At 72.2% G+C, this 26,366-nt stretch carries 27 protein-coding genes; 11 read left to right on the top strand and 16 right to left on the bottom strand.

What is annotated here, in order from left to right; all coding sequences use genetic code 11:
• The first annotated feature begins 120 nt into the window (after positions 1-120).
• The 4 genes from VFL99_RS06200 to VFL99_RS06185 are packed head-to-tail and all read left to right on the top strand — an operon-like array spanning position 121 to position 3,839.
• Entirely contained in the window at positions 121-699 is a 579-nt protein-coding gene (locus VFL99_RS06200) for a hypothetical protein (RefSeq protein ID WP_325105461.1), read from the top strand.
• Between the two features lie 30 nt (positions 700-729).
• Positions 730-2,013: a magnesium transporter MgtE N-terminal domain-containing protein gene (locus VFL99_RS06195; protein WP_325105460.1), complete on the top strand. Its 1,284-nt coding sequence runs from the start codon at positions 730-732 to the stop codon at positions 2,011-2,013.
• A gap of 23 nt (positions 2,014-2,036) precedes the next feature.
• Positions 2,037-2,684: a DUF1003 domain-containing protein gene (locus VFL99_RS06190; RefSeq protein ID WP_325105459.1), complete on the top strand. Its 648-nt coding sequence runs from the start codon at positions 2,037-2,039 to the stop codon at positions 2,682-2,684.
• A gap of 21 nt (positions 2,685-2,705) precedes the next feature.
• A complete protein-coding gene (locus tag VFL99_RS06185; protein ID WP_325105458.1) occupies positions 2,706-3,839 on the top strand; it encodes an Mrp/NBP35 family ATP-binding protein in 1,134 nt (377 codons plus the stop codon).
• Positions 3,840-4,003: 164 nt separating this feature from the next.
• Here the strand turns inward: VFL99_RS06185 and VFL99_RS06180 are convergent, their stop codons facing one another.
• The 4 genes from VFL99_RS06180 to sigE are packed head-to-tail and all read right to left on the bottom strand — an operon-like array spanning position 4,004 to position 6,869.
• Positions 4,004-4,393 carry a Sec-independent protein translocase family protein gene (locus VFL99_RS06180; RefSeq protein ID WP_325105457.1) on the bottom strand — a complete coding sequence of 130 codons (390 nt, stop codon included), beginning with the start codon at positions 4,391-4,393 and terminating at the stop codon, positions 4,004-4,006.
• Between the two features lie 54 nt (positions 4,394-4,447).
• Positions 4,448-5,683, bottom strand: a complete 1,236-nt coding sequence (locus VFL99_RS06175; protein ID WP_325105456.1) for a S1C family serine protease — start codon at positions 5,681-5,683, stop codon at positions 4,448-4,450.
• Entirely contained in the window at positions 5,680-6,249 is a 570-nt protein-coding gene (locus tag VFL99_RS06170) for a zf-HC2 domain-containing protein (protein WP_325105455.1), read from the bottom strand. The genes VFL99_RS06175 and VFL99_RS06170 overlap by 4 nt, the downstream gene beginning before the upstream one ends.
• Positions 6,249-6,869 (bottom strand): RNA polymerase sigma factor SigE, encoded by a 621-nt coding sequence (gene sigE, locus VFL99_RS06165; protein WP_325105454.1) that lies wholly within the window; start codon positions 6,867-6,869, stop codon positions 6,249-6,251. The genes VFL99_RS06170 and sigE overlap by 1 nt, the downstream gene beginning before the upstream one ends.
• Positions 6,870-6,943: 74 nt before the next feature.
• Here sigE and VFL99_RS06160 point away from each other — a divergent pair, with 74 nt between their 5' ends.
• Entirely contained in the window at positions 6,944-7,576 is a 633-nt protein-coding gene (locus VFL99_RS06160) for an O-methyltransferase (RefSeq protein ID WP_325105453.1), read from the top strand.
• Between the two features lie 83 nt (positions 7,577-7,659).
• Here VFL99_RS06160 and VFL99_RS06155 read toward each other — a convergent pair whose 3' ends face one another.
• Entirely contained in the window at positions 7,660-7,833 is a 174-nt protein-coding gene (locus VFL99_RS06155; protein ID WP_325105452.1) for a DUF3117 domain-containing protein, read from the bottom strand.
• A gap of 147 nt (positions 7,834-7,980) precedes the next feature.
• Here VFL99_RS06155 and VFL99_RS06150 point away from each other — a divergent pair, with 147 nt between their 5' ends.
• Complete coding sequence (locus tag VFL99_RS06150; protein WP_325105451.1) at positions 7,981-8,805, top strand: PaaX family transcriptional regulator; 825 nt, start codon at positions 7,981-7,983, stop codon at positions 8,803-8,805.
• 5 nt (positions 8,806-8,810) lie between these two features.
• Complete coding sequence (locus tag VFL99_RS06145) at positions 8,811-9,632, top strand: enoyl-CoA hydratase/isomerase family protein (RefSeq protein WP_325105450.1); 822 nt, start codon at positions 8,811-8,813, stop codon at positions 9,630-9,632.
• A gap of 31 nt (positions 9,633-9,663) precedes the next feature.
• Here the strand turns inward: VFL99_RS06145 and VFL99_RS06140 are convergent, their stop codons facing one another.
• The 5 genes from VFL99_RS06140 to VFL99_RS06120 all read right to left on the bottom strand — a co-directional run bounded on the left by VFL99_RS06140 (position 9,664) and on the right by VFL99_RS06120 (position 17,010).
• On the bottom strand, positions 9,664-11,352 hold the full coding sequence (locus tag VFL99_RS06140) for an alpha/beta fold hydrolase (protein WP_325105449.1): 1,689 nt from the start codon (positions 11,350-11,352) through the stop codon (positions 9,664-9,666).
• A gap of 6 nt (positions 11,353-11,358) precedes the next feature.
• Positions 11,359-13,212 (bottom strand): thiamine pyrophosphate-dependent enzyme, encoded by a 1,854-nt coding sequence (locus VFL99_RS06135; protein WP_325105448.1) that lies wholly within the window; start codon positions 13,210-13,212, stop codon positions 11,359-11,361.
• Positions 13,213-13,216: 4 nt separating this feature from the next.
• On the bottom strand, positions 13,217-16,177 hold the full coding sequence (locus VFL99_RS06130; RefSeq protein ID WP_325105447.1) for an FAD-binding and (Fe-S)-binding domain-containing protein: 2,961 nt from the start codon (positions 16,175-16,177) through the stop codon (positions 13,217-13,219).
• Positions 16,178-16,260: 83 nt separating this feature from the next.
• On the bottom strand, positions 16,261-16,719 hold the full coding sequence (locus tag VFL99_RS06125) for an SRPBCC family protein (protein ID WP_325105446.1): 459 nt from the start codon (positions 16,717-16,719) through the stop codon (positions 16,261-16,263).
• Positions 16,720-16,725: 6 nt separating this feature from the next.
• The gene (locus VFL99_RS06120; RefSeq protein WP_325105445.1) at positions 16,726-17,010 is read right to left on the bottom strand and encodes a DivIVA domain-containing protein; all 285 of its coding nucleotides are present in this window, start codon (positions 17,008-17,010) and stop codon (positions 16,726-16,728) included.
• A 14-nt stretch (positions 17,011-17,024) separates the two neighbouring features.
• On the opposite strand from VFL99_RS06120, the gene folP reads away from it, so the two are divergent.
• On the top strand, positions 17,025-17,915 hold the full coding sequence (gene folP / locus VFL99_RS06115) for a dihydropteroate synthase (protein WP_325105444.1): 891 nt from the start codon (positions 17,025-17,027) through the stop codon (positions 17,913-17,915).
• Between the two features lie 153 nt (positions 17,916-18,068).
• Here the strand turns inward: folP and VFL99_RS06110 are convergent, their stop codons facing one another.
• From VFL99_RS06110 to dapE, 3 genes are read right to left on the bottom strand one after another with little or no spacing between them, the layout of a single operon-like run.
• Positions 18,069-18,890 carry an LOG family protein gene (locus tag VFL99_RS06110; protein ID WP_414713724.1) on the bottom strand — a complete coding sequence of 274 codons (822 nt, stop codon included), beginning with the start codon at positions 18,888-18,890 and terminating at the stop codon, positions 18,069-18,071.
• A gap of 46 nt (positions 18,891-18,936) precedes the next feature.
• On the bottom strand, positions 18,937-19,110 hold the full coding sequence (locus VFL99_RS06105; RefSeq protein ID WP_325105494.1) for a CsbD family protein: 174 nt from the start codon (positions 19,108-19,110) through the stop codon (positions 18,937-18,939).
• Between the two features lie 40 nt (positions 19,111-19,150).
• The gene (gene dapE / locus VFL99_RS06100; protein WP_325105443.1) at positions 19,151-20,272 is read right to left on the bottom strand and encodes a succinyl-diaminopimelate desuccinylase; all 1,122 of its coding nucleotides are present in this window, start codon (positions 20,270-20,272) and stop codon (positions 19,151-19,153) included.
• A gap of 60 nt (positions 20,273-20,332) precedes the next feature.
• On the opposite strand from dapE, the gene dapD reads away from it, so the two are divergent.
• Together dapD and VFL99_RS06090 are read left to right on the top strand one after the other, a co-directional pair.
• Positions 20,333-21,280 carry a 2,3,4,5-tetrahydropyridine-2,6-dicarboxylate N-succinyltransferase gene (gene dapD, locus VFL99_RS06095; protein ID WP_325105442.1) on the top strand — a complete coding sequence of 316 codons (948 nt, stop codon included), beginning with the start codon at positions 20,333-20,335 and terminating at the stop codon, positions 21,278-21,280.
• A gap of 4 nt (positions 21,281-21,284) precedes the next feature.
• On the top strand, positions 21,285-22,214 hold the full coding sequence (locus VFL99_RS06090; RefSeq protein WP_325105441.1) for a hypothetical protein: 930 nt from the start codon (positions 21,285-21,287) through the stop codon (positions 22,212-22,214).
• Between the two features lie 148 nt (positions 22,215-22,362).
• Here VFL99_RS06090 and VFL99_RS06085 read toward each other — a convergent pair whose 3' ends face one another.
• From VFL99_RS06085 to fdxA, 3 genes are all read right to left on the bottom strand, one after another.
• On the bottom strand, positions 22,363-23,655 hold the full coding sequence (locus VFL99_RS06085; RefSeq protein ID WP_325105440.1) for a citrate synthase: 1,293 nt from the start codon (positions 23,653-23,655) through the stop codon (positions 22,363-22,365).
• 103 nt (positions 23,656-23,758) lie between these two features.
• Positions 23,759-24,898: a succinyldiaminopimelate transaminase gene (gene dapC / locus VFL99_RS06080; RefSeq protein WP_325105439.1), complete on the bottom strand. Its 1,140-nt coding sequence runs from the start codon at positions 24,896-24,898 to the stop codon at positions 23,759-23,761.
• Positions 24,899-25,225, bottom strand: coding sequence for a ferredoxin (fdxA, locus tag VFL99_RS06075; RefSeq protein WP_325105438.1), 327 nt, complete (start codon positions 25,223-25,225; stop codon positions 24,899-24,901).
• A gap of 140 nt (positions 25,226-25,365) precedes the next feature.
• Here fdxA and VFL99_RS06070 point away from each other — a divergent pair, with 140 nt between their 5' ends.
• On the top strand, positions 25,366-26,352 hold the full coding sequence (locus VFL99_RS06070) for a GNAT family N-acetyltransferase (protein ID WP_325105437.1): 987 nt from the start codon (positions 25,366-25,368) through the stop codon (positions 26,350-26,352).
• Positions 26,353-26,366 lie beyond the last annotated feature (14 nt).

Raw genomic sequence — 26,366 nt, 5'->3', positions numbered from 1 at the left:
CCCGGGATACGTCGTCCACCGCAACGAATCGGTAAACGCCACCGGACGGAGGTGGTTCCCCTCGCCAGGGCAGCTGCGGGAGGGTCGGCACACGCTGCCGGGTCGGCATACCCTGCCCTCGTGAGCGAGAGCGAGGCGACGTCGGCGCCGGACCCGACCCCGGGCGAGCCCGCCACCCCGCTGCGGCTCTTCGCGCAGGCCGCGACCACCTCGAAGGTGCTGTGGATCACGGTGCCCGGCGACCGCGCGTGGCCGGCGTGGCATGCGTGGGTCGAGGACACCGCCTACGTCGTCAGCGGTCCTGGGGAGCAACACCTGCCGGAGCTGCCCGAGCGGGTGGAGGTGACGCTGCGCAGCAAGGACACCGGCGGGCGGCTGGTCCGAGCCACCGCACGCGCCGAACGCGTGGTGCCCGAGGACGACCGGTGGGAGGCGGCGACCGCCGCGCTGAAGGCCGGCCGGCTCAACGCCCCGGCCGGCGACACGGTGCAGCGGTGGGCCGAGGAGAACGTGGTCACCGCCCTCGTCCCCCTGGAGCTGCTCGAGCAACCCGGACGGTATGACGACCGCTCGGGTGCCGCTGCCCCCGTCCCCTCCCCGGCCCGGACCGACAGCTGGCTGCCGTGGCACGCCCGGGGCCGACCGCATCGGCGGCGCCGGCTGCGACGGACTGAGCCGGACGGCAAAGCGTCCCGGTGACCCGGACGTGCGGTCGCTAGCCTTGGCGCCGTGAATCCGGTGACCCGCGTCTTCGTCGCGCGCCTCGCGGGCCTCAGCGTGTTCGACCCGCTGGGCGACCAGGTGGGGCGCGTCCGCGACGTCGTGGTGTCGTTCGGGCGGACCCGCCGCCGGCCACGGGTGATCGGGCTCGTGGTCGAGGTTCCCGGACGACGGCGCGTCTTCGTGCCGATGACCCGGGTCACCAGCATCGACGCCGGTCAGGTCATCACCACGGGCCTGGTCAACATGCGCCGCTTCGAGCAGCGCTCCACCGAGACGCTCGTGCTCGCCCAGCTGCTCGACCGCGAGGTGCGGGTGCGCGAGCCCGACGAGGAGCCGTACACCGCGACCGTCGAGGACGTCGCGATCGAGCTCGAGCGCAGCCGCGACTGGGTCATCAGCAAGGTGTTCTGCCGCAAGGGGACACCCCCGGCGCACGCGCTGCCTCGCCTGCGGCGGCGCCGCGGCGAGACGGTGCTGGTGGACATCTCCGACGTGTCCGGGCTGCACGTGGAGACCGCGGGTCAGGGGGCGGACCTGCTGCTGGAGACCTACGACGAGCTCAAGCCCGCCGACCTCGCCGAGGCGATCCACGACCTGACCCCGAAGCGGCGGGGCGAGGTGGCCCGGGCCCTCGACGACGAGAAGCTCGCCGACGTCCTCGAGGAGCTGCCCGAGGACGACCGGGTCGAGATCGTGACCGGGCTGGACACCGACCGGGCCGCGGACGTGCTCGAGGCGATGCAGCCCGACGACGCCGCGGACCTGCTCTCAGAGCTGCCGAGCCACAAGGCGGAGCTGCTGCTGCAGCGGATGGAACCCGACGAGGCGGCACCGCTGCGCCGGCTGCTGAGCTACGACGAGGAATCGGCCGGCGGCATGATGACCACCGAGCCGGTGATCATGGCGCCGGAGTCCACGATCGCCGAGGCCCTTGCGCTGGTGCGCCGCGAGGAGCTGTCCCCGTCCCTGGCCGCGACCGTCTTCGTGTGCCGGCCACCGCTGGAGACGCCGACGGGCAAGCTCCTCGGGATCGTGCACATCCAGCGGCTGCTGCGGGAGCCGCCGCACTCGGCGGTGGGCGCCGTGCTGGACAAGGACCTGGAGCCGCTGACGCCCACCGCGCCGCTCGGGATCGTGACGCGCATGATGGCCACCTACAACCTGGTGGCGGTGCCCGTGGTCGACGAGGAGGGCCGGTTGCTCGGCGCGGTCACCGTCGACGACGTGCTGGACCACATCCTCCCGGAGGACTGGCGGGAGGAGCGCCACGAGGTGACCGATGAGCACTGAGCGCGACGACGGAGTGCGAAGCGATGAGCACTGAGCGCGAGGAGCGGGCACGGCCACGGGGCCGGGCCGAGCGTGAGGACCCGCCGCGCGTGCGCCCGGCCGGTGGCCGGCAGTCCCCGCGGCTGGACCAGCCCCGGGAGACGGGGGGGCAGCTGATCCGCCGACCCCAGCTGGACCCGGACGCGTTCGGCAACTTCGCCGAGACCTTCGCCCGCTTCATGGGCACCGCGCGGTTCCTGCTCTACATGACGGTGTTCATCATCGTCTGGGTCGCCCTCAACATCGTCGGCATCTACGGCCTGAAGTGGGACCCCTACCCGTTCATCCTCCTGAACCTGTTCTTCTCCACCCAGGCCTCGTACGCCGCACCGCTGATCCTGCTCGCCCAGAACCGCCAGGACGACCGTGACCGCGTCACCATCGAGCGGGACCGGGACCGCGACGAGCGCAACCTCGCCGACACGGAGTTCCTCACCCGTGAGGTCGCGGCGCTGCGGATCTCGGTGCGGGACATGGCGACCCGGGACTTCGTGCGCTCCGAGCTGCGCAGCCTGCTGGAGGAGCTCGACGAGCACCTCGGGGAGCACCTCGACCAGCGGGGCCTCGCGGTCACGGAGTCGCCGGGCACCCCCGACGGCCGGGCCTCCGATGCCAGCGACGGGGACCGCTGAACCGCGACCTAGCATGGAGGCATGCCGGCACCACGCACTGAGGACATCCGGGCCGCCCTGGCCACCGTCAACGACCCGGAGATCCGCAAGCCGATCACGGAGCTCGGCATGGTCGGCTCCGTCGACGTCTCCGACGACGGGCAGGTGCAGGTCACGGTCCTGCTCACCGTCTCCGGCTGCCCGCTGAAGTCGACCCTCACCCGGGACACCACCGCAGCGGTCAGCAAGGTGCCCGGGGTCACCGGCGTGGACGTGCAGCTGGGGGTGATGAGCGACGAGCAGCGCGCCGAGCTGCGCCGCAACCTGCGCGGAGGCACGGCCGAGCGGGAGATCCCCTTCGCCAAGCCCGGCTCGCTCACCCGCGTGTATGCCGTCGCGTCCGGCAAGGGCGGCGTCGGCAAGTCCTCGGTGACGGTCAACCTCGCGGCCGCGCTCGCCGAGCGGGGGCTGCGCGTCGGTGTCGTGGACGCCGACGTCTACGGCTTCTCGGTGCCCCGCATGCTGGGCGTCGAGCACCGACCGACGCAGGTCGACGACATGATCCTGCCGCCGGTCGCCCACGACGTGAAGGTCATCTCGATCGGGATGTTCGTCCCCGGCAACCAGCCGGTCGTCTGGCGCGGCCCGATGCTGCACCGCGCGCTCCAGCAGTTCCTCGCCGACGTCTTCTGGGGAGACCTCGACGTGCTGCTGCTCGACCTGCCGCCGGGGACCGGCGACATCGCCATCTCGGTCGCCCAGCTGATCCCCGGCGCGGAGATCCTCGTGGTGACCACCCCGCAGCAGGCCGCTGCGGAGGTCGCCGAGCGAGCCGGCTCCATCGCCCTGCAGACCCACCAGCGGCTCGTCGGCGTGATCGAGAACATGTCGTGGCTGGAGCTGCCGGACGGCACCCGCCAGGAGATCTTCGGCTCCGGTGGCGGCCGGGCCGTGGCCGACTCGCTCACGCGGGCGGTGGGCGCCGAGGTGCCGCTGCTGGGGCAGATCCCGCTCGACACCCGGCTGCGCGAGGGGGGCGACCAGGGCATGCCGGTCGTCCTCGGTGAGCCGGACTCCGCCGCGGGTGCCGCCCTGCGCGGTATCGCCCGCGGCCTCGCGACCCGCGCCCGCGGGCTGGCGGGGCGCTCGCTCGGGCTCACCCCTGCCGGTCGCTGAGCAGCAGCCCCGACCTCGGGGATGATGGCACGCTTTCGGCCCGCCGACCGCCCGGCAGCCCCGATCTCGGTGATGATGGCACGCTGTCGGCCCGCCGACCGCCCGGCAGCCCCGATCTCGGGGATGATGGCACGCACGCAGCAGCTCGAAGACCCGGTCCCGGGTCAGGTCGCGTCGGTGTCGTACGGCGTGGGCAGCGACGGGTCGTGCCGGATCGGGCTGGTGCGCCGCATCCTGGGCTCGCCGGCCTGCTGGCCGAACGAGGCCGGGTCACCAGCAGCCGCGTCGTCGTCCCCGTCGGAGAGCAGCGCCTCGCGGACGATCCGTCTCGGGTCGTAGCGCCGGGGGTCGAACTGCTCCCAGTCGACGTCCTCGAAGTCCGGCCCCATCTGGTCCCGCAGCTGGCTCTTGGCCGCGTCCGCCATGCTGCGCACCTGTTTGACGAGGCGCGCGAGCTTCGCGGCGTACTCCGGGAGGCGCTCCGGGCCGAGCACGATGACACCCAGAACCACCAGGATGACGAACTCCCAGCCGTTGATGTCGAAAAAGCCCATCGAACTCCTCAGGGGGCGGTGCGGTCGGGTCCACGATATGCGCAGCGGCTGGAACTAGTCGCTCCTGCCCGCCAGCTTCATCGTGACCCGGTGCTCCGTGCCGTCGCGGCGGATGGTCAGCTTCACCGTGTCCCCCACCGCATGGGCCCGGATGGCGACGATCAGCTCCTCGGCAGAGCGGATCCGTTCCCCGTCGATCGCGACGATGAGGTCGCCCGGGTGGATGCCGGCCCGCGCGGCGGGGCCGCCGGGGACGACCGGGTCAGGTCCCTTGCGCGTGCGCGCCAGCACCTTCGCGCCGGGACCGGAGTAGCCCAGGTCGAGCGTCACCCCGATGATCGGGTGCGCGGCGTGACCGGTGGCGATGAGCTGCTCGGCCGTGCGGCGCGCCTGGTCGCTCGGGATCGCGAAGCCGAGCCCGATGCTGCCCGACTGCCCTGAGCGGCTGGCGCCCGGGATCCGCGCGATCGCGGTGTTGACCCCGATCACCTCGCCGGAGTCGTCGAGCAGCGGGCCACCGGAGTTGCCCGGGTTGATCGCCGCGTCGGTCTGGATGGCGTTGAGGAAGGACCGGCCCTGCGCCTCCCCCGCCGTGGACACGGGACGGTCGACAGCGCTGACGATGCCGCTGGTCACGGTGCTCTCCAGCCCCAGCGGTGCCCCGACGGCCACGACCGGGTCCCCGACCCGGACCTGCGCCGAACGGGCGAGCCGCAGCACCGGCAGGGAGTCGCGGGCGACCTTGACCACCGCGAGGTCGTAGGACGCGTCCCGCCCGACGACGCGTGCCGGCAGGCGCTGACCGTTGCTGAACTCCACCGTCACCTGGCCACCACCGGAGGCGACCGCCACCACGTGGTTGTTCGTGAGGATGTAACCGTCCTGCCGGATGACGAACCCCGAGCCGGTGCCTGCCTCACCGCCGCCGCTGACGCGCAGCGTCACCACGCTCGGCAGGACGCGCGCCGCCATGGCCGCGACCGAGCGCGGGGGCGCCGGCGCCGAGCTGCTGGAGGCAGTCGGCGGTGGCAGCGGCTCCACCCGGCGCGAAGCGACCAACGCGCCCACGGCACCGCCGAGCAGTCCCGCCACGAGAGCGAGGACCACCGCCCCCACCACCAAGCCGATGACGAGCCCCTGGCCCACCCCTGCCGGCGCGGGGGTGGGCGCGCGCGGACCGCTCGGGCGGGCGCCGTAGGGCGCCGAGCCGTACTGCGGAGGAGGAGGGTATGCCGGCCCTTGCGGCGGCGGGGGTGCGTCGCCCGGGCGGCGCCACCCCTGGTCGGTCATGGGGTCGATTGTGCCGGACCCGGCCGACCGAAGCGCATCACGCCCTGCTGGTCCACCAGGACCGCGGTGACCGGCACCCGCGCGGCATGCCACGCCGCCGGAAGGGCCGGGCGGGCCTCACCGCCGGGACGCAGGCTGGACGGCTGCGCGAACCGGGGCTGCACCGGGTGCGCCGACGGCCCGGGACCGGCGATGGCCCACGCCGCCATGCCGCACACACTCGCGGCGACCGCGGCGGCGGCCACGGCGTGTCGGACGGAGCGGTGCAGCGCGGGTGCGCCGAGCGAGACGGTGGCGACCGGTGCGGGCCCGGGGAGCGACTGCGGCCGCTCCTGCTGGCCGAGCCCCATCAGGCTCGCGGCCAGGCCGGCGCTCATGGTCGGCACGCTGTCGCAGCGCAGGGCGGCGAGGAGCTCGGTCTCCTCCGCCGCCGCCTGGCGGCAGCGGTCACAGACCACCACGTGGCGGTCGGCCGCCAGCTGGAGGTCCGCTGGGAGGCGGCGATCGGCATACGCGCTGACCAGGTCGCCGAGGTGGTTGCCGTCGCCCCCGGGCAGGGCCGGCATCAGCTCGTCCCGACCACCGGCCGGCCGCTGACCGCGCGGCCGCTCGTCGTGGTGTCGGTGCGTGTGGTGGGGCGTGGCGCACGGTGCGCCAGTGCGTCCCGCAGCTGGGCCCGGCCGCGGTGGATCCGCGAGCGCACGGTGCCGAGCTTGATGTCGAGCGTGGCGGCGATCTCCTCGTAGGAGAGCCCCTCGATGTCGCACAGCACCACGGCGGCCCGGAACTCGGGAGCCAGCGCGTCGAGCGCGCGCTGCACGTCGTCGTCGAAGTGGGTGTCGGCGTAGTGCTGCTCCGGGCCGGCCTCACGGCTGGGCAGGCGGGAGGCGGCGTCGTCGGCGAGCGCGTCGAAGCGGATGCGCTGCTTGCGGCGCATCTTGTCGAGGAAGACGTTGGTGGTGATCCGGTGCAGCCAGCCCTCGAAGGTGCCGGGCCGGTAGGAGTGCAGCGACCGGAACACCCGGATGAACACGTCGTGGGTGAGGTCCTCGGCGTCGTGCTGGTTGCCGGTCAACCGGTAGGCGAGCCGGTAGACACGCGCCGAGTGCTGCTCGACGATCTCCTCCCACGACGGTGGGGTCCACCCTTCCGGGGGCGGGCTCACGACGGGGGTGCTCCGACTCATGGCTCCATCGTGGTGGAGCAGCCTGAGTGTTTGCTGAGGAACCGGCACCTCGGGTGAGCACTAGGCTGTGCCGCATGAGTGCACCCAAGCCGGCGACCTGGGCCTATGCGGAGGACTTCATCGCCGAGGACGAGGTCGTCGAGCAGGCCCGCCGGCGCGGTGAGGAGCTGGGGTGCACCCCGGTGCTCCCGGGCGTGGGCTCCGCGTTGCGCCTGCTCGCGGCGGCCGTGGGTGCGCGGGCCGTCGTCGAGGTGGGCACCGGTGCCGGCACCTCGGGGCTGTGGCTGCTCGCCGGGATGCCCCGGGACGGCATCCTGACCACGATCGACGTCGACCCCGAGCACCAGCGGGCGGCCAAGAAGGCCTACGCCGCGGCCGGCATCCCGCCGCAACGCACCCGTGTCATCTCCGGCAACGCCCTCGAGGTGCTGCCGCGGCTGACCGATGGTGCCTACGACATGGTGCTCATCGACGCGGACAAGGAGCGCTACCCCGACTACGTCGAGCAGGCGATGCGGCTGCTGCGCCGCGGCGGGGTGCTGGCGCTCGACAACATGCTCTGGCACGACCGGGTGGCCGACCCGGCGGCCCGCGACGAGGCGACCACCGTGCTGCGGGACCTCGGCAAGCAGCTGCGCGACGACGAGCGGCTGCTGCCCTCGCTGCTGCCCACGGGGGACGGCCTGCTCGCTGCGGTCAAGCGGTAGCCGGCTCCCTCGCCGCGCCCGGACGCGACAAGGCCCCCGGAACCAGCGGGGTTCCGGGGGCCCGGTGCTGAGTGCGAGATGCCTCAGGCGACGCCGTCGCAGCTCTTGATGGCCTCACCGAGCGCCGCCGCCTCGTCGGGCGTCATCTCGACCACGAGACGCCCGCCACCCTCGAGGGGCATGCGCAGGACGATGCCGCGCCCCTCCTTGGTGACCTCGAGCGGGCCGTCTCCGGTCCTCGGCTTCATCGCCGCCATCGCAGAACCCCTTCCAGGCGTGGACAGGTCGATACGGGATGTGTGCACCCTCCACGCGGGGCCAGGGCCCGATGCACACCGTCTTCGCACGTATTATCGCGCACTCCCGTGCACGCGTGGAAATCCGCATCCGCGACACTGGGGCGCGTGCATGCTCGTGCGGCGGTCTTCGACCTGTATGGCGACCACCTCGCCGACCGCGGCAGCTGGGCCCCCATCGCGGGGATCGTCCGGCTGCTCGGGACGGTGGAGGTCGCCCCGCCGGCAGTCCGCACCGCGGTGTCCCGGCTCGTGCGGGAGGGCTGGCTCGAGCCGGCCGAGCGGGACGGTCAGCGTGGCTACGCGGCCACGGAGCGGGCCCGGGACCGGCTGGCCGAGGCCCGGTCGCGCATCTACCGCACCGGCTCCCCCGAGTGGGACGGCCGCTGGCACCTGGTGGTGACGGAGCGGGGGGCCGGCCGCGCCGCTCGGGCGCGCAGCGTCGCGGCCCTGAGCTATCTCGGGTATGCCCGGCTGGCCGCCGACACGTGGATCGCACCTCGCGCGAGCGCCGAGCTGGCAGCCACGCTGCGGGCCGAGGGCATGGCCAGCCGGCAGTTCCACGCCCGGTTCGCCGACGACCCCCGTGCCCTGGCCGCCGGCCTGTGGGACCTCGACACCCTCGGCACGGCCTACGCACGGTTCCTCGCGCGGGCGTGCCGGCTGCGCGAGCAGCTGCCCTCGGAGATCCCGGCCGACCGGGCGTTCGCGAACCGGACGACCCTCGTGCACGAGTGGCGCAAGTTCCTCTTCGACGACCCCGGCCTCCCCCGCGAGGTGCTGCCCCAGGGCTGGCCGGGCCAGGAGGCCGCCGAGGTGTTCGACCGCCTCGCTGCGGACCTGCTGCCGTTGGCACGCCGCTTCGTCGACGAGTGCCTCGGCGACACCGACCACCACCCGACCGATCCCGCACCCACCACCTCGAGGAGCTGAACGAGATGACCGACGCCCCGGATCGCACGCCCACCGACAGCGCACAGCCTGTGCTGGTCGAGCGCGAGGGCGGGGTGGCCACCGTCCGGCTGAACCGGCCGGAGGCCATGAACTCCCTGGACGTCGCCACCAAGGACGCCCTGCTCGCGGCGCTGCGCGAGGTCGCCGACGACGCATCCGTGCGGTGCGTGGTGCTCACCGGCTCCGGGCGGGCGTTCTGCGTGGGCCAAGACCTCAAGGAGCACGTCGGCTTCCTGAAGGCGCAGGACCCCACCCTGTGGGAGACGGTGCCACAGCACTACAGCCCCATCGTCGAGCTGCTCTCGACCATGAACAAGCCCGTGGTGGCCGCCCTCAACGGTGTGGCCGCGGGAGCCGGTGCCGCGTTCGCGTTCGCCGCGGACTTCCGGGTCATGGTGGACTCCGGCGGTTTCAACCTGGCCTTCGCCGGGATCGCGCTGTCCTGCGACTCCGGCTCCTCCTGGTGGCTGCCCCGACTCGTGGGCCCCGCCAAGGCCAAGGAGCTGCTGCTGCTGCCGCGCACGATCAAGGCCGAGGAGGCACTCTCGCTCGGGCTGGTCACCCAGGTGGTGACCGCCGACGAGCTCGAGCAGGTGGTCGGCGAGCTGGCGAGCAGGCTCGCGGCCGGGCCCACCCTGGCCTACGGGTCCATCCGGCGCGCGGTGGCGTACTCCGCCGGCCATCCCCTGTCCGAGTCGCTGGCCCACGAAGCCGAGCTGATGACCTTGACCGGCGGCAGCGCCGACCACACCGCGGCCGTGGATGCGTTCCTGGCCAAGGAGAAGCCCACCTTCACCGGGAGCTGACCAGCCGGCCGGCACCGGAGCCGACCGACCGTCACCGGCCACTGGCCGCAGCGACGCAGCCGTCGTCGCCGAACGCGGTGTCCGGCAGTCCCTGGGCGTGCCACACGGGGTTCAACGACAGCGCCAGCGCCGGTGCCTCCCACGCCGAGGACGCCTTCTGGATGATCGGGTAGTAGAGGCCGGGCGCGTTGCCGGCCTTCTGCCCCATCAGGAACCGCTGCATCCGCTCCTGCACCGACGGCCGGCCGAGCAGCGCGGCGTGCAGGCCCGGGAGCTCGATGGTCGGGATGTGGGAGACGGCGCCCGGCGGGACCACCGCCGCGCTCACCGTCGGCAGGAAGGCCACCATCCGGACCCCCTTGACCGGGCACATCATCGTGTTCCGGAAGAGCGGGGCGTTGTCCAGCACCGAGCGCAGGAACGGCTCGTCGGCGTTCAGGTGGGTGCCGCTGGTCTTCCGCACGACGGCGAGCATGCCCCGGAGCTCCCAGCCGGCGACGTAGCCCCAGCCGGAGGACCGGTCGGGCGGCGGGTAGTAGATCCGGCCGGGACGCACCAGTGGGCTGAGCAGCACCACCGCGTCGACGTGGCGCGCCGGGTGGCGCTCGAGGTAGGCACGGATCACGAAGGTGCCCTCGCTCTGCCCGACCAGAGCGATCGGCATACCGGTGTGGCGGTGGGCGACCTGCACCTGGTGGGCGAGCTTGTCGGCCGCGAGGAGCATCGACTCGTGCGTCCAGGCCGGGCCGTAGCCGAGCGGCTTCCCGTTGCGCAGCCCGCGGTAGGAGTAGTGGATGACCGGGTCACCACGGGTGCGGGCCGGCTCGAAGAGGGAGTCGAAGCCCGCCACGAAGAGGATCTTGTCGGGCAGCTGCGGGGCGTGGGCCGCGCGGATCGGCGGCACCGGCCGCTGCGCGAGCTGGGTGCCGATGATGGAGAACTGCCCGAGCGCGACCAGGGAGAGCGCGCTCACGACGTAGGCGATGGGCACCGTCGGCAGGTGGGGAGCACGGGGCGAGCCGTGCACGACGCTGTGCACGGTGCGGTGCCAGAGCCAGGCGTTGACCGCGCCGGCGGCCCCGGCGACCGGCACCTGCCACCAGCCGGGCGTGAAGCTGACCACCATGGCGTCGAGGCAGAGCATGAAGAACGACACGAACGTCCAGCCCATCGCGCCCCAGCAGGGCATGCCGCGCCACCACCCCTTGGCGATCCCGCCCTTGCTGAGGAAGACCCCCAGGAAGAGCACCGGCAGCAGCTCACCGAGGAAGAACCACGACAGCGCGGTCTCCGAGGCCGCCAGGGCGACCACCGCCCACGGGGACAGGAAGACCATGGTGGCGAAGGTGAAGGCGGCACTGCGCCACAGCGTCGTCCGCAACGGCGGGCGAGCGGCGTCCGGCGGCCAGGCCGCGTGCACGATCCCGCCCATCAGGAGGCTGCGCAGGACCAGCGCGGCCAGGAACTCCAGCACGAATCCCCACCACGTCCGGTGGTAGACCAGCAACCAGCGCAGGTCGTGGAAGACGCCGAACGTCGCCGTGGCGCTCACCTGGGGGGCCAGACCCATCGCCGAGGTGAAGTGCACCCACCGCAGCACGGCCGCCTCGAGCAGCACCGGTGCGGTGGTGAGCAGGATCAGCGGCCACGCCTGCAGGGCCCGGTGACCGAGGAACGTGTCCTCGGCGACCGGGTCCCCCACCCGGCCGCTCGGCTCCACGGCCGGTCAGGACCCCTTCGTGTGCTTCAGTGCGGAGTCCACGACGTGGGAGGCCGCGTCCGCCACCTTGTCCGGGATCCGGCTGCCCGGGCTCGCCTCGAAGCTCGACTCGTCGAGCATGTCCTTGGTCATCTGCAGCGCGATCCGGTTGCGGTTCGGGGTGCCGTCCTTCAGCGCCGTCATCAGCTTCTTGATCTGCTGGGTGGTGGCCTTCGCGGGAATCGGTGGCTCGTTCTGGTCCACGACCATCTCGACGATCGCCGGGCCCGGGTGCTGCATCGCGGCGCGCAGCGCGGGCAGGCAGTCCTTGGGGTCCTCCACCCGGGCACCGTAGATGCCGCAGGCGTCCGCGAACTTCACGAAGTCCAGGGCCGTCATGTTGACGCCGTACTCCGGGTTGCCGAGGAAGACCATCTGCTCCCACTTGATCAGGCCCAGGCTGTCGTTGCGCACCACGACGATCTTCACGGGCAGGTTGTGCTGCACGCAGGTCATCACGTCACCCAGCTGCATGGTGAGCGACCCGTCGCCGGTGAACACCACCACCTGCCGATCGGGGTATGCCGTCTGCGCGCCGATCGCGTAGGGCAGCCCTGCCGCCATGGAGCAGTTGGTGCCGCTGAAGCTGAAGTTCATGCCGCGTCGCACCTTGACCTGACGGGCCACCCACGTCGTGACGGTGCCGGAGTCACCGCAGATGATCGCGTTGTCGGCGAGCACGTCGTTGAGTGCCCACGCCGGCACCTGCGGCTTCATCGGGACGTCCTCGCGGGTCCCGCGCTCCTCCATCAGGGCCCACCAGTCGCGCATCCCGTCCTGGGCCTGCTGCAGGAACGACCGGTTCTCGTTGCGCTCCAGCATCGGCAGCAGTGCCCGCAGGGTCGCGGCGGCGTCACCGCACAGCCCCACCTCCGCCGGGGCGCGCAGTCCGATCCGCTCGGGCATGTCGTCGATCTGCACCACGGTCGCCTGCCCGGGCTGTGGGTACCACTCGATGTAGGGCATGGAGCTGCCGACGATGAGCAGCGCGTCGCACTGCTCGAGCGCCTCCTGGCTCGGCAACGTGCCGACCAGGGCGATGGACCCGGTCGTGTAGGGGGAGTCGTCCGGGATGCAGTCCTTGCCCAGCATGGCCTTGATCACCGGGGCGCCGAGCTTCTCGGCGACCTGCTCGAGCTCGTCACCGGCCCCGCGAGCACCGGCGCCGGCGAGGATGGCGGGCTTGGTCTTGCCTCGCAGGGCATCCGCGGCGGCCTGCAGCGCGCCGTTCTCCGGCACGCGGATCGGCGGCCGGTAGCTGGTCGACGTGTGCCCGGGAACATTGCGCTTGTAGCGCATCCCCGAGTCCGCCGGGGCAGCCTGGAAGTCGATCGGGAAGGCCAGGTGCGCCGGTCCCCGCTCGGTCAGGGCGCTGCGGACGGCGTAGTCCACGACGTTGGTGACGTGCGCCGGTCCCATGATCCGCTGGTTGTAGACCGTCACGTCGTTGAGCATGTAGTCCTCGTTGATGTCCTGGAGGTAGCTGGTGCCCACCAGGTCGTGGTAGGTCATCCCGCTGATCGCCAGGATGGGTGCCTGCTCGACCCGGGCATCGAGGATCCCGTTGAGCATGTGCGCCGAGCCGGGGCCGGTCGTGGCGAAGCAGACACCGAGCTTGCCGGTGAACTTGGCGTAGCCGACCGCCGCCATCGCGGCGACCTCCTCGTGCCGGGTGTGCACGTAGTGGATCTGCTCGCGATGCTTGTTCAGCGCATCCATCAGCCCGTTGATGCCGTCACCGGGCAGGCCGAAGATCGTGTCGACCCCCCACTCGATCAACCGCTCGACGAAGGCATCCGCTGCCGTCTTCTCTTCTGACATCTGCTCAGTCCTCCTGGTTCATCGCGGGTTCATCGCCGTTCAACGCAGGGTCATCGCCGTTCATCGCGAGGTCGAGCACCTGCGCGAGGTGCAGCGCCTGCCGGTCGGTGTTCTGCTCGATCTGTTCGCGGCAGCTGAACCCGTCGGCGAGGATCAGCGTGTCCGCTGCGGCATCCCGCACCTTCGGGAGGATGACCCGCTCGCCACAGGCGATCGAGACGTCATACCGCTCCCCTGCCTCGTAACCGAAACTGCCTGCCATGCCGCAACATCCGCTGTCCGGGACCTCGAGGTCGAGACCGGTCCGCTCGAGCAGTGCACGCTCGCTGTCGAAGCCGATGACCGCGCCCTGGTGGCAGTGCACCTGCACCAGCGCCTTCCGGTCCAGCCGGGGCGGACGCCAGCTCGGCGCATACCGGCCCAGCAGCTCGGCGAGCGTGAGCGTCTGGTCGGCCAGCCGACGGGCGAGCGGGTCCTCCGGCAGCATCCCGGGCAGCTCGTCGCGAAAGACCGCGACACACGACGGCTCGAGCCCCACGACCGGCACCCCGGCCTCGATCTGCGGCCGCAGCGCGTCGCGCACCTGCTCCAGGTAGCGCCGGGCCGTGGGCAGCATGCCGTAGTCGTAGAGCGGCCGGCCGCAGCACAGGTGCTGGTCCGGGACCTGCACGGCGAACCCGGCCGCGCGCAGCACCCGCACCGCGGCCTCGGCGACCTGCGGCTGGAAGTGGTTGGTGAAGGTGTCGGCCCACAACAGGACCGGGGCGCCGGCACCGCCCAGCAGGGAGCGGTCCAGGCTCGCGCGGAAGGTGTGGCCCGCGAACTGCGGCACCTGGCGGTCCTGCGCGACACCGGCCACGGCCTTGAGCAGCGGCGCGGTCAGGGACCATGAGCCGAGCCGGTTGACCAGGTGCGGAGCGATCGACGCGAGACGCGCCCACTGCTGGATCAGGCCCATCGCGTAGGCGGTTCGCGGGCGCAGCCGCCCTTCGTAGTAGTGGGACAGGAACTCCGCCTTGTAGGTGGCCATGTCGACGCGGACGGGGCAGTCGCCCTTGCAGCCCTTGCAGGCCAGGCACAGGTCGAGGGCGTCCTTGACGCCCTCGTCGCGCCAGGGGTCGCTGCGCTCCCCCGCCGTCTGCATCATCTCGAAGAGCATGCGGGCCCGCCCCCGGGTGGAGTGCTTCTCCTCCCGGGTCACCATGAAGCTCGGGCACATCGTGCCGCCCTCCAGGTGGCGGCACTTGCCCACGCCGAAGCAGCGGTCGGCGGCACCGGCCCAGCCGCCGTCCTCCGCGAAGCTGAAGTGGGTGGTCAGGTCGGGAGGCCGGTAGTCGACCCCCTCGCGCAGGTCGTCGACGGGCGAGTTCGGCCGCACGACCTTGCCGGGGTTCATCGCCCCGTCGGGGTCGAACAGGTCCTTGAACCGCTCGAACGCGGTGACCAGCTCGGGCCCGAACATCCGCGGCAGGAAGGCTGCCCGCAGCTGCCCGTCGCCGTGCTCACCGGACAGGGACCCGCCGTAGCGGACCGCGAGGTCGGCGGCGTCGGAGAGGAACCGGCCAAACGTGTCGATCCCCGATTGGGTGGCGATGTCGAGGTCGAGCCGGTTGTGGATGCAGCCCTGGCCGAAGTGTCCGAACAGCACCGTGTGGTAGCCGTATCCGTCGACGAGCGACCGAAAGTCGCGCAGGTAGTCGCTCAACCGGGACGGGTGGACGGCGGCGTCCTCCCACCCGGCGTAACCGGCGTGCTCGCCGGGGATCTTCGTCGACCCGATCGCCCCCTTGCGCAGCTCCCAGACGTCGTCCTGGACCTCCGGGTCGCTGATGACCTTGGCGGTGGATCGGTCCTGCAGCTGCTGCAGCCGGTCGACGAGGCGCCGGGCGGCGGCGTCGGACTCCTCCTGGGTCTGGCCGCCGTACTCGACGAACACGAACGTGTGCCCGGGTGGCAGCTCGTCCTCCCCCGGGGTCGGGAAGTGCTTGCGGTGGAGGTTGTCGAGCACGCCGTACTCGAAGAACTCCAGCCCCATCGGGTCGGTGTCGAGCACCTCCACCACGTGCTCCGCGGCCGCCGGTGAGTCGGGGTAGCCCAGGGCGACGAGCGTGTGCTTCGGCGGCCACGGCAGGAGGCGCAGGGTTGCCGACAGCACCAGCAGGCAGGTGCTCTCGGAGCCGACCAGCGCCCGCGCCGTGTTGAAGCCCTTCTCCGGCAGCAGGTCATCGAGGTTGTAGCCGGAGACCCGGCGCGGGATGTCGGGGTAGCGCTGCCGGATCAGGTCGCCGTACTCGTCGCGCAGGTCCCGCAGGCCGGCGTAGATCTCCCCGCGGCGGCCCCCGCCGTCGATGATCTCCTGCAGGCGCTGCTCCTCGCCGACCCCGAGCGTGAGGCGGGTGCCGTCATACAGGAGGACGTCGAGCTCGAGGACGTTGTCGACGGTCTTGCCGCCGTAGACCGAGTGGGTGCCGCAGGAGTTGTTGCCGATCATCCCGCCCAGCGTGTTGTGGTCGTGGGTGGCGGGGTCCGGGGCAAAGGTCAGGCCGTGCTCGAAGGCGGCCTTGCGCACATCGTCACAGATGGCGCCGGGCTGGACGCGCGCGGTGCGGCCCTCGGCGTCGACCGACAGGATCCGGTTCATGTACTTCGAGAAGTCGAAGACCACGCCCGTGTTCACCGTCTGGCCGGCGAGGCCGGTGCCGCCGCCGCGGGCGTGGATCGGCGCGTGGTGGCGCCGGCAGACCTCGACCGCCGCGACCACGTCCTCCTCGTCCCGGGGGATGACCACGCCGGCCGGCACGAAGCGGTAGATCGAGGCGTCGTTGGCGTAGAGGTGGCGACTTGCCTCGTCGAAGCGGACCTCACCGCGGACCACCTGCTGCAGCTCGCGCGCCAACTGGCCCCTGTTCAGCTCGCCGGACCCGTGGTGGTCGTGCGTGGTGGTCGTGTCGGCGAGCGTGCTCATGGCCGGATGGGGTCACCCTTCGGCGGGACTGCAGGGGCTCAGACCTCTACCCAGCACCTCTCGTCTCATGCACCGAGACGGCGCTACCGGCCGCCCGGGCTCGCCTCGGCGGCCATCCGTGCCAGGGCGTGCCGGAAGAGCGCGGCGTTGCCCCGGTCGAGCAGCGGAGCGGTCAGCCGGCCGAGGGCCACCGGCCGGGGGACGATCTCCTCCTGCCAGCGGACCAGGCTGCCCTGCGGGTGCGGTGACACCTGGACGTCCGCCCAGCCGGCGAGGAGGGGGCCGGTCTTGACGACCGTGAACGCCGCGGGCGCCGCGGCGTGGACGGGCGGTCGCCACCGGGTCAACCGCATCGTGTCCGGCAGTCGCAGCTGGCCCAGCCCGGTCAATCCCGTGAAGCACCAGCCCTGCCCGGGTGGTCCCGGGTCGGTGCGGACGGTGGTCAGCGGGATGAAGCGGCCGTAGCCGCCGAAGTCGGTGACCACCTGCCACACCACCGGAACCGGCGCCGGCACGACGCGGCGGAGGTCGAAGGCGGCCACCGGTGCTCAGCGCTCGGCGCTGCCGCGCAGCTCGGCGATCTCCGTGTCCCGCTGCCGGATCTCCTCGAAAAGCCGCTCCACCACCCCGTCGACCTGGTCCATCCGGTAGCCGCGCAGCGCCTGGTCGAAGCGCAGGTCCGCGATGTCCTCGGCGTCGAGCTCTCCCGGCGGCAGCGGCTGGAAGGACTGCGTGGACACCGGTGGCGGGGTGCCGGCGCCGACCCGACCGGCCACGGCGGCCGCGGTCAGGCCGATGAGCACGACCACGATGACGACGAGCAGGACGATCACGTCATGATCGTCCCATGCCCTCCGCGTCCGCTGCCGCCCACGACCTCGTCCTGCGTGGGCGGGTCTTCCGCCCCGGGGAGACCGGCCTGCTCGCGATCGTCAACCGCACGCCGGACTCCTTCTTCGACCACGGTGCCTACGTCGAGGACGCCGCCGCCCTGTCCGCGGTCGAGCGGGCGATAGCCGACGGCGCCGACGCCGTCGACATCGGTGGTGTGCGGGCCGGTCCGGGTCCGGACGTGAGCCCCGCGGAGGAGATCGAGCGGGTGGTGCCGTTCGTCGCGACCGTGCGCGAGCGCTGGCCCGACCTGGTCATCAGCGTGGACACGTGGCGGGCCGAGGTGGCCGACGCCGCCTGCGCCGCCGGCGCCGACCTCGTCAACGACGCCTGGGGAGGGCACGACCCCGACGTGATGCGCGCCGCTGCCCGGCACGGGGCCGCCTACGTGTGTGCCCACACCGGCGGGCACGGGCCCCGCACCGATCCACACCGGGTGCGGTATGCCGATGTCGTCGCCGACGCGGTGGCGCACCTGCGGGCGCTCACCGAGCGGGCCCTCGCCGCGGGGGTGCGCGAGGACGGCCTGCTCATCGACGCGGCACAGGACTTCGGCAAGAACACCTACCACTCCCTCGCGGTGACCCGGGCGGTGCCGGAGCTCGTCGCGACGGGGTGGCCCGTGCTGCTGGCGGTGTCCAACAAGAAGTTCATCGCCGAGACGCTCGGGCTCCACGGCCCGAAGTCCGAACGGCTCCCCGGGACCCTCGCGGCGACGGCCGTCGCGGCCTGGGAGGGGGTCCGGCTCGTCCGGGCGCACGACGTGCGCGCCACACGACTGGCGCTCGACATGGTCAGGGGGCTGCGCACCGGCATACCGGTGGAGGCGCGGCGCGCGCTCGGCTGACCCGGCCGGCGTGCATCGTCGTCCGCGATCGTTGTGCGCTTCTGGTCGTCATGGCAGTCGGAACCGCACACCGATCCGGCGCAACGATCCGGCGCAACGATCCGGCACACCGATCCGGCACACCGATCCGGCGCAACGATCGACGCGCTGGGCTCACTCCGGGCGTTCGGCGGGCTTGGCGGCGGCGTCGGTGACCCGCTCGGCCTCGTGGACGAGACGGACCGCCTCGGCCGGGTCATCAGTCACCTGCACGAGGCAGACGTCCTTCGGGCTGATCGTGCCGGCCTCGAGGAGCGTGCCCTGCACCCAGTCGAGCAGGCCCTGCCAGAAGTCCGTGCCGAGCAGCACGATCGGGAACTTGGTGACCTTGCGGGTCTGCACCAGGGTGATCGCCTCGAACAGCTCGTCAAGGGTGCCGAAGCCGCCGGGCAGGACGATGAAGCCCTGGGCGTACTTGACGAACATCGTCTTGCGGGCGAAGAAGTAGCGGAAGTTCACGCCCAGCTCGACGTAGCGGTTCAGCCCCTGCTCGAAGGGCAGCTCGATGCCGAGGCCGACCGACGACCCGCCGGCCTCGAGCGCCCCCTTGTTGGCCGCCTCCATCGATCCGGGTCCCCCGCCGGTGATGACCGCGTAGCCCATCTCCACGGCGCGCCGGCCGACCTCCTCGGCGAGGTCGTACTCGTGGCTGCCGGGCTTGCTGCGGGCCGACCCGAAGACGCTGATCGCCGGACCCAGCTCAGCCAGCGCGCCGAAGCCCTCGACGAACTCGCTCTGGATGCGCATGACCCGCCAGGGGTCGGTGTGCAGCCAGTCGGCGCGCCCGACGTTGTCGAGCAGGCGCTGGTCGGTGGTCGTCTTCGGGACGCGCTTGCCCCGCAACGTCACCGGGCCGGTGCGGTATTCGCGCTCGGCCTCGGCCCCGTTCGTGGAGGCGCCCTCCGGGTTGGCGGTGAAGTCGCCGTAGTCAGTCACCGGCCCAACCTACCCAGAGGGCGTCCCGTCCCGTCGCAGTCGGCGGTCAGTCCTTGAACGCGTCCTTCACCTTCTCGCCGGCCTGCTTCAGGTCACCGGAGGCCTGGTCGCCCTTGCCCTCCGCCTGGAGCTGCTCGTTGTCCGTGGCGTCGCCGGCGGCTTCCTTGGCCTTTCCCTTGGCCTGTTCCGCCTGGTTGCTGATCTTGTCGTCGAGGCCCATGTCGATCGGTCCTTCCTCAGGCTGCGTGGACACCTCGACCCTAGGTCGACGCCGCGGCCGGCGCGCGCCGGAGCCAGCGCAACAGGGACTGTTCGGCCTGCTCGACCTGCTCGACCGGGCAGCGTTCCTCGTCGTGGTGGGCGAGGTTGGGGTCGCCCGGGCCGAAGTTCACCGCCGGCACCCCCAGCGCCGAGAACCGCGCCACGTCGGTCCAGCCCTGCTTCGCGGTCACGGGCAGGGCGAGTGCCTCGACGAACGAGCGCGCGGTGGGCAGCCGCAGGCCGGGGCGGGCGCCCTCGGCACCGTCGGTGACCGTCACGGCATACCCCTCGAAGAGGGTGCGCACGTGCTCCTCGGCCTCCGCCAGCGTCCGGTCGGGGCCGAACCGGTAGTTCACGGTGACCACGCACGCGTCCGGGATGACGTTGCCTGCGATGCCGCCGCGGATGCCCACGGCATTGAGCGCCTCGTGGTAGTCGAGGCCGTCCACGGTGGCGGTGCGCGGCTGGTAGTCGGCGAGGCGCTGCAGCACCGGAGCGGCGGCGTGGATCGCGTTGCGCCCGTTCCAGGGCCGCGCCGAGTGGGCGGCGACGCCCACGGTGGCGACCTCCACGCGCAGGGTGCCCTTGCAGCCCCCCTCGATCCCACCGTCGGTCGGCTCCAGCAGCACCGCGAAGTCGGCCTCGAGCAGCTCCGGGGCGTTCCGGGCGAGGCGGGCGAGGCCGTTGCGGGCCGCCTCGACCTCCTCGCAGTCGTAGAACAGGTAGGTCAGGTCGCGGTTCGGCTCGGCCAGCTCGGCGGCGAGCCGCAGCTGCACCGCCACCCCGCCCTTCATGTCCACGGTGCCGCGGCCCCAGAGCTCGCCGGCACGGCGCTGGGTGGGCAGGTTCGGCGGGTCCGTGAGCGGGACCGTGTCGAGGTGGCCGGCGAGGACCACCCGCTCGGGCCGGCCGAGCTCGGTGCGGGCGACGACGGTGTTGCCGTCCCGGACCACGCGCAGGTGGGGCAACCGGCCCAGCGCCCGCTCCACCGCGTCGGCGAGCTCGCCCTCGGCCCCACTGACCGAGGGGATGTCACACAGGGCGGCCGTGAGCGACACCACGTCGGAGTCGAGGTCCAGCTCACGCCGGGTGGTGGGGGTGCTCGGCATACCGGCAGGCATGCGGGCAGGCTACCGGCCGCGCTGACGGACCGGTCGGGACGCTCGCCTACCCTTGGGGCCATGAGCGAGCAGCGCGCCTGGGGTTACGGACTGGCCACCGAGACGCAGGACGGCCGGGTCCTCGACGTGTGGTTCCCCTCCCCTGCCCTGGGCGTCGCTCCCGAGGCCGACCCGTATGCCGCGCCGGTGGACCTGGCAGCCCTCGAGGGTGAGGACCCGGCCCGGCAGGTGCGCAGCAGGCTGGTGCAGGTCGAGGTCAATCTGGAGACCGCACCGAAGGACGCCTGCGACGCCTACCTCCGCCTGCACCTGCTCTCGCACCGGCTCGTGCAGCCGAACACGATCAGGCTCGACGGCATCTTCGGCGTCCTCACCAACGTGGTCTGGACGAACCTCGGTCCCTGTGCCGCCGACGACTTCGAGCGCACCCGCCTGCGGCTGCGCGAGCGCGGGCCGGTCCAGGTCCACGGGGTCGACAAGTTCCCCCGGATGACCGACTACGTCGTGCCGGCAGGCGTGCGCATCGCCGACGCCGACCGCGTCCGCCTCGGCGCCCACCTGGCCGAGGGGACCACGGTCATGCACGAAGGCTTCGTCAACTACAACGCCGGCACGCTCGGCTCCTCGATGGTCGAGGGCCGCATCTCCCAGGGCGTCGTGGTCGGCGACGGCTCCGACATCGGCGGCGGCGCCTCGATCATGGGCACCCTGTCCGGCGGCGGCACCGAGCGGATCAGCATCGGCGAGCGCTGCCTGCTGGGCGCGGAGGCCGGCATCGGCATCTCCCTCGGCGACGACTGCGTCGTCGAGGCCGGCCTCTACGTCACCGCGGGCACCAAGGTGACCGTGACCGGCGACGACGGCCACACCGAGGTCGTCAAGGCGTCCGTGCTGAGCGGCCGCGACGGGATGCTGCTGCGCCGCAACTCGCAGACGGGTGCCGTCGAGGCGCTGGGCCGCACCGGCCACGGCATCGCGCTCAACGCGGCCCTGCACGCCAACGCCTGACTCGATGGGTCGGCGAGTCGACGCCGTCCACCACCGGGAGGAGGACGGCCTGATCCTGAGCGAGGAGCACCGCCCTCGCAGCGGCCGGCGCCGGTGGATGGGGCGCTTCCTCCTGCTGGTGCTGTTCGCGGCGGTCGTGCTCGGCGGGTATGCCGGGATCACGGGCCTGGTGAGGAACTTCGGCCCCCCGTCCTGTGTGGCGGTCGCGGTCAAGGGCGGCCCCCAGGTGAGCTTCTCCCCCGAGCAGATGGCCAACGCCTCGACCATCGCGGGCGTGGCCGTGAAGCGCGGGCTACCGCCGCGCGCGGCGTCGATCGCCATCACCACCGCGATCCAGGAGTCGAAGCTGCGCAACCTGCGCTACGGCGACCGTGACTCGCTCGGCCTGTTCCAGCAGCGCCCCAGCCAAGGCTGGGGCACCGCGGACCAGATCATGAACCCGGTCTACGCCAGCAACCGCTTCTACGACGAGCTGGTCAAGATCCCGGACTTCCAGCACAAGCGGATCACCGAGATCGCCCAGCAGATCCAGCGCAGCGGCTACCCCGAGGCGTATGCCGCCCACGAGACCGAGGGACGCACCCTCGCCTCCGTGCTCACCGGGCAGTCCTCCGCCGGACTCGGCTGTCGGCTCGCGGGCGTGGAGGCGGGCGCGGCCGCGTCGGCCTCCACCGTCGCGCAGGAGCTGACCACGCAGACCGGCATCGGCGCCTCGGTCCGCGGCCCGCACGTGGTGCAGGTCGCGGCGGGCTCGGCCACGAAGGCGTGGACGGCGGGGGCTTGGGCCGTGGCGCACGCCGATGCCCGAGGAATCACCGCCGTGACCGTGGGCAACAAGACCTGGACGCGGTCGCGGGACACGAGCGCGGCCACCTGGCAGGCCGCCTCCACGCCGGCCGGTTCACCGACGACGGTGCGGATCCGGATCGGCTGACCCGGCGCCCCAGCCGCGACCCGAGAAGTCCACCGCCCGGTCACGTCCCAGCCCCCAACGCACACGGACGCACAAGGACCCAGCAAACGCTGAAGGGCCGTGGCAGTGCCACGGCCCTTCAGCGTTTGTCAGCGTCTGTCGGTCTTCGTCAGCGCTTGTCCATCTCGACGTACTGGCGCTCGGACTCGCCCACGTAGATCTGGCGCGGGCGCCCGATCTTGGTCTGCGGGTCGTTGATCATCTCGCGCCACTGGGCGATCCAACCGGGCAGGCGCCCGATCGCGAACAGCACGGTGAACATCCGCGTCGGGAAGCCCATCGCCTTGTAGATCAGACCGGTGTAGAAGTCGACGTTCGGGTAGAGCTTGCGCTCCACGAAGTAGTCGTCCTCGAGCGCGACCTGCTCGAGCTTCATCGCGATGTCGAGCAGCTCGTCCCGCTGCCCCAGCTTCTCGAGGATCGTGTCGGCGGTCTTCTTGATGATCTTGGCGCGCGGGTCGTAGTTCTTGTAGACCCGGTGGCCGAAGCCCATGAGCTTGACGCCCTGCTCCTTGTTCTTCACCCGCCGCACGAAGTCGTCGACGTCGCCGCCACTGGTCTGGATCCCCTCGAGCATGTCGAGGACGGCGGCGTTCGCGCCACCGTGCAGTGGGCCGAAGAGCGCGTTGATGCCCGCCGAGATCGACGCGAACAGGTTGGCCTGCGAGGAACCGACGAGCCGCACCGTCGACGTGGAGCAGTTCTGCTCGTGGTCGGCGTGCAGGATGAAGAGCATGTCCAGGGCCTTGACCAGGTCCGGGTCCACGTCGTACGGCTCGGCCGGCAGGCCAAAGGTCATCCGCAGGAAGTTCTCGACCAGCCCGTGCTGGTTGTCCGGGTAGAGCAAGGGCTGGCCGACGCTCTTCTTGTAGGCGTAGGCCGCGATGGTCGGCAGCTTGGCCAGCAGCCGGACCGTGGAGATGTCCACCTGCTCGGGATCGAACGGGTCGAGGCTGTCCTGGTAGAAGGTGGACAGCGCCGAGACCGCCGAGGACAGCACCGGCATCGGGTGCGCGTCGCGCGGGAACCCGGCGAAGAAGCCCTTGAGGTCCTCGTGCAGCAGGGTGTGCCGCTGCACCTGCTCCTCGAAGTCCGCCAGCTGCGCCGCGGTCGGCAGCTCACCGTGGATCAGCAGGTACGAGGTCTCGAGGAAGGTCGACTGCTCGGCCAGCTGCTCGATGGGGTATCCCCGGTAGCGCAGGATGCCCTGGGCCCCGTCGATGTAGGTGATCTGCGACTGGCACGAGGCGGTGTTCACGAAGCCCACGTCGAGCGCGACCCGCCCGGTCTCCTTCATGAGCGCGGAGATGTCGTAGCCGTCGTTGCCCTCGACGGCCTTCACCAGCGGGAGATCGAGCTCCTTGTCACCGGAGCGCAGGGTGGCCCCTGAGTCGTTCGTCATGTACGTCCTCCTAGCAGCCCGACCTCATCGTCGGCTCAACGTCAGCGCCCTCGACGGTACCCCAGCGCCAAGGGGAATCTGCACATGCCCTGAGAGGGCGGGATCACATCGTGACCCCGGCCAGCCGCCGGGCGGCTTCCCGAATGTGCTCGTCGGAGGCCGTCAGGGCGATGCGCACGTGCTTGCCGCCCGCCGTGCCGTAGAAGGTCCCCGGCGCAGCGAGTATGCCGTGCTCCGCCAGCCAGGCGACCGTCTCACCGGCGTCCTCGCCGCGGGTCGCCCACAGGTAGAGGCCGGCCTCGGAGTGGTCCACCCGCAGGCCGGCGGCCTCCACGGCGGGGCGCAGCAGTTCGCGGCGCGCGGCATATCGCGCCTTCTGCTCGGCGACGTGAGCATCGTCACCCAACGCCGCGAGCAGGGCCCGCTGCACCGGCCACGGCACGATCATGCCGGCGTGCTTGCGCACCTCGAGCAGCTGCGTGACGAGCGCCACGTCGCCCGCGACGAAGGCCGCGCGGTAGCCCGCGAGGTTGCTCTGCTTGGAGGCGGAGTAGACGACGAGCAGGCCGTGGTGGTCACCCCCGCAGACCCGCGGATCGAGCAGGCTCGGAGTGGTCAACTCATCGGACCCCGGCCCAGCACCATCGCCGTCCCGCCAGTCGAGCTCGGCGTAGCACTCGTCGCTCGCGACGAGGACGCCGTGCTGGCGGGCCCACAGCACCACCTTGCGCAGGTGTCCCACGCCGAGCACCTGACCGGTGGGATTGCTGGGAGTGTTGAGCCACAACAGCTTCGGCGTCGTGGCCCGCGTCATCGGACCGAGCCCGGTGAGGCTGCGCATCGGCAGCGGCTCGGCCCCCGCCAGGCGCACCCCCACGTCATACGTGGGGTAGGCGATGTCGGGGAAGGCGACGATGTCGCGCTCGCCCAGCCCGAGGAGCGTGGGCAGCCACGCGACGAGCTCCTTGCTGCCGATCGTGGGCAGGACGCCGTCCGGGTCGACACCGGGCGTGCCGCGGCGCCGGGCGAACCAGTCGCTGACCGCCTCCCGCAGGTCCGGGGTCCCCCACGTCTGCGGGTAGCCCGGCGCGTCCGCCGCCTCGACCAGGGCGCGCTGCACGACCTCGGGTGTGGGGTCGACCGGGGTGCCGACCGACAGGTCGACCAGTCCCCCGGGATGGGTGCTGGCCCGCTGCTTCACCGCCGCGAGCGAGTCCCAGGGAAAGTCGGGGAGCGCCCTCAACTACTCGTCGTGCTCCTGCGGCGGCAGCGCCGACACGAGCGGGTGGTCCTTGGGGATCATGCCCAGCTTGGCTGCGCCGCCCGGGCTGCCCAGGTCGTCGAAGAACTCGACGTTGGCCTTGTAGTAGTCGGCCCACTGCTCGGGGACGTCGTCCTCGTAGTAGATCGCCTCCACCGGGCACACCGGCTCGCAGGCACCGCAGTCCACACACTCGTCGGGGTGGATGTAGAGCGTTCGTTCGCCCTCGTAGATGCAGTCGACCGGGCACTCCTCGATGCAGGCCTTGTCCTTCAGGTCGACGCATGGTTGGGCGATGACGTACGTCATGAAAGTCGGTCCTCCTGCGGGCGTGCGTGGGTTCGCGGTGCACGCGCACCGCCTCACCCACCTAGTATGCCGAGTGCTCCCGCCCGGCAGCACGTCGGTCCGCTGCACGGCCCCGCCCCTGCGGGACCGATGATGGGCCCATGAGCGCTGAGCACCCGCTGGACCGTCTCCGCCCGGGCATGCGGGCGGTCGTGCGCTACCGCTCCAGGACCGGGACGGCCGATGCGCTCGGCCGGATCGAGGCGCTCGACGCCGAGGCGGTCGAGCTCGAGACCCGCCGCGGCCGCCAGGTGGTTCCGCGCAGCGACGTGCTGCTCGCCAAGGAGGTGCCGCCGCCACCGTCCCGCCGCGGTGCGCCGCACCGGGCCATCTCCGAGGAGGACCTCGAGCGGGCGATGGTCGACGGCTGGCCGCCGCTCGAGCGCGAGGCCCTCGGCGGCTGGCTGCTGCGCGCCTCACACGGCTTCACCCGACGCGCGAACTCCGTTCTGCCGCTGGGCGACCCGGGCACACCGCTCGGTGCGGCGGTCGAGCGGGCCGAGCAGTGGTATGCCGAGCGGGAGCTGCCGGCCCTGTTCGCGCTCTTCGGGCAACCCGAGCTGGAGGAGGAGCTGCGCGAGCGCGGCTACCGGGAGCGGGTGTCGACCCTGGCCATGACCGCCAGCGTGGGCACGGTGGTCGGCGCCGCCCACGACGTCGCGGAGCGACACCGCCGTTCCGCCGGTTCGGCCGGGCTGACGATCGCCGTGACCCGGGAGCCGTCGGAGGACTGGCTGGCGACGGCCGCCGGCACCCGCCCCACGGACCCGGAGGTGCTCCGGCACCTGGTCACCGGCTCACCCGAGCAGGTCTTCGGCGAGGTCCGCGACGGCGCCGAGACGGTCCTGGCCATCGGGCGGGCACCCTTCGCCCACGTCTGGGCCGGACTCACCAACGTCCACGTCGAGCCGTCGGCCCGCCGTCGGGGCCTGGCCACGCTGGTCACCGCCGCGCTGGCGCAGGAGGCGCGAGCACGCGGCATACGGTCGATCTGGCTGCAGGTCGAGGAGGGCAACGCTCCCGCTCGCGCGGCCTACGAGCGGCTCGGGTTCGGCACCCACCACCGCTACCGCTACCTGACCCGCTGACCGCCCTGCCCGAC

The organism is Segeticoccus sp. (genome assembly GCF_035708005.1).
Note: the sequence above shows the minus strand (reverse complement) of the source record. Positions and strands in the feature narration are given on the sequence as shown.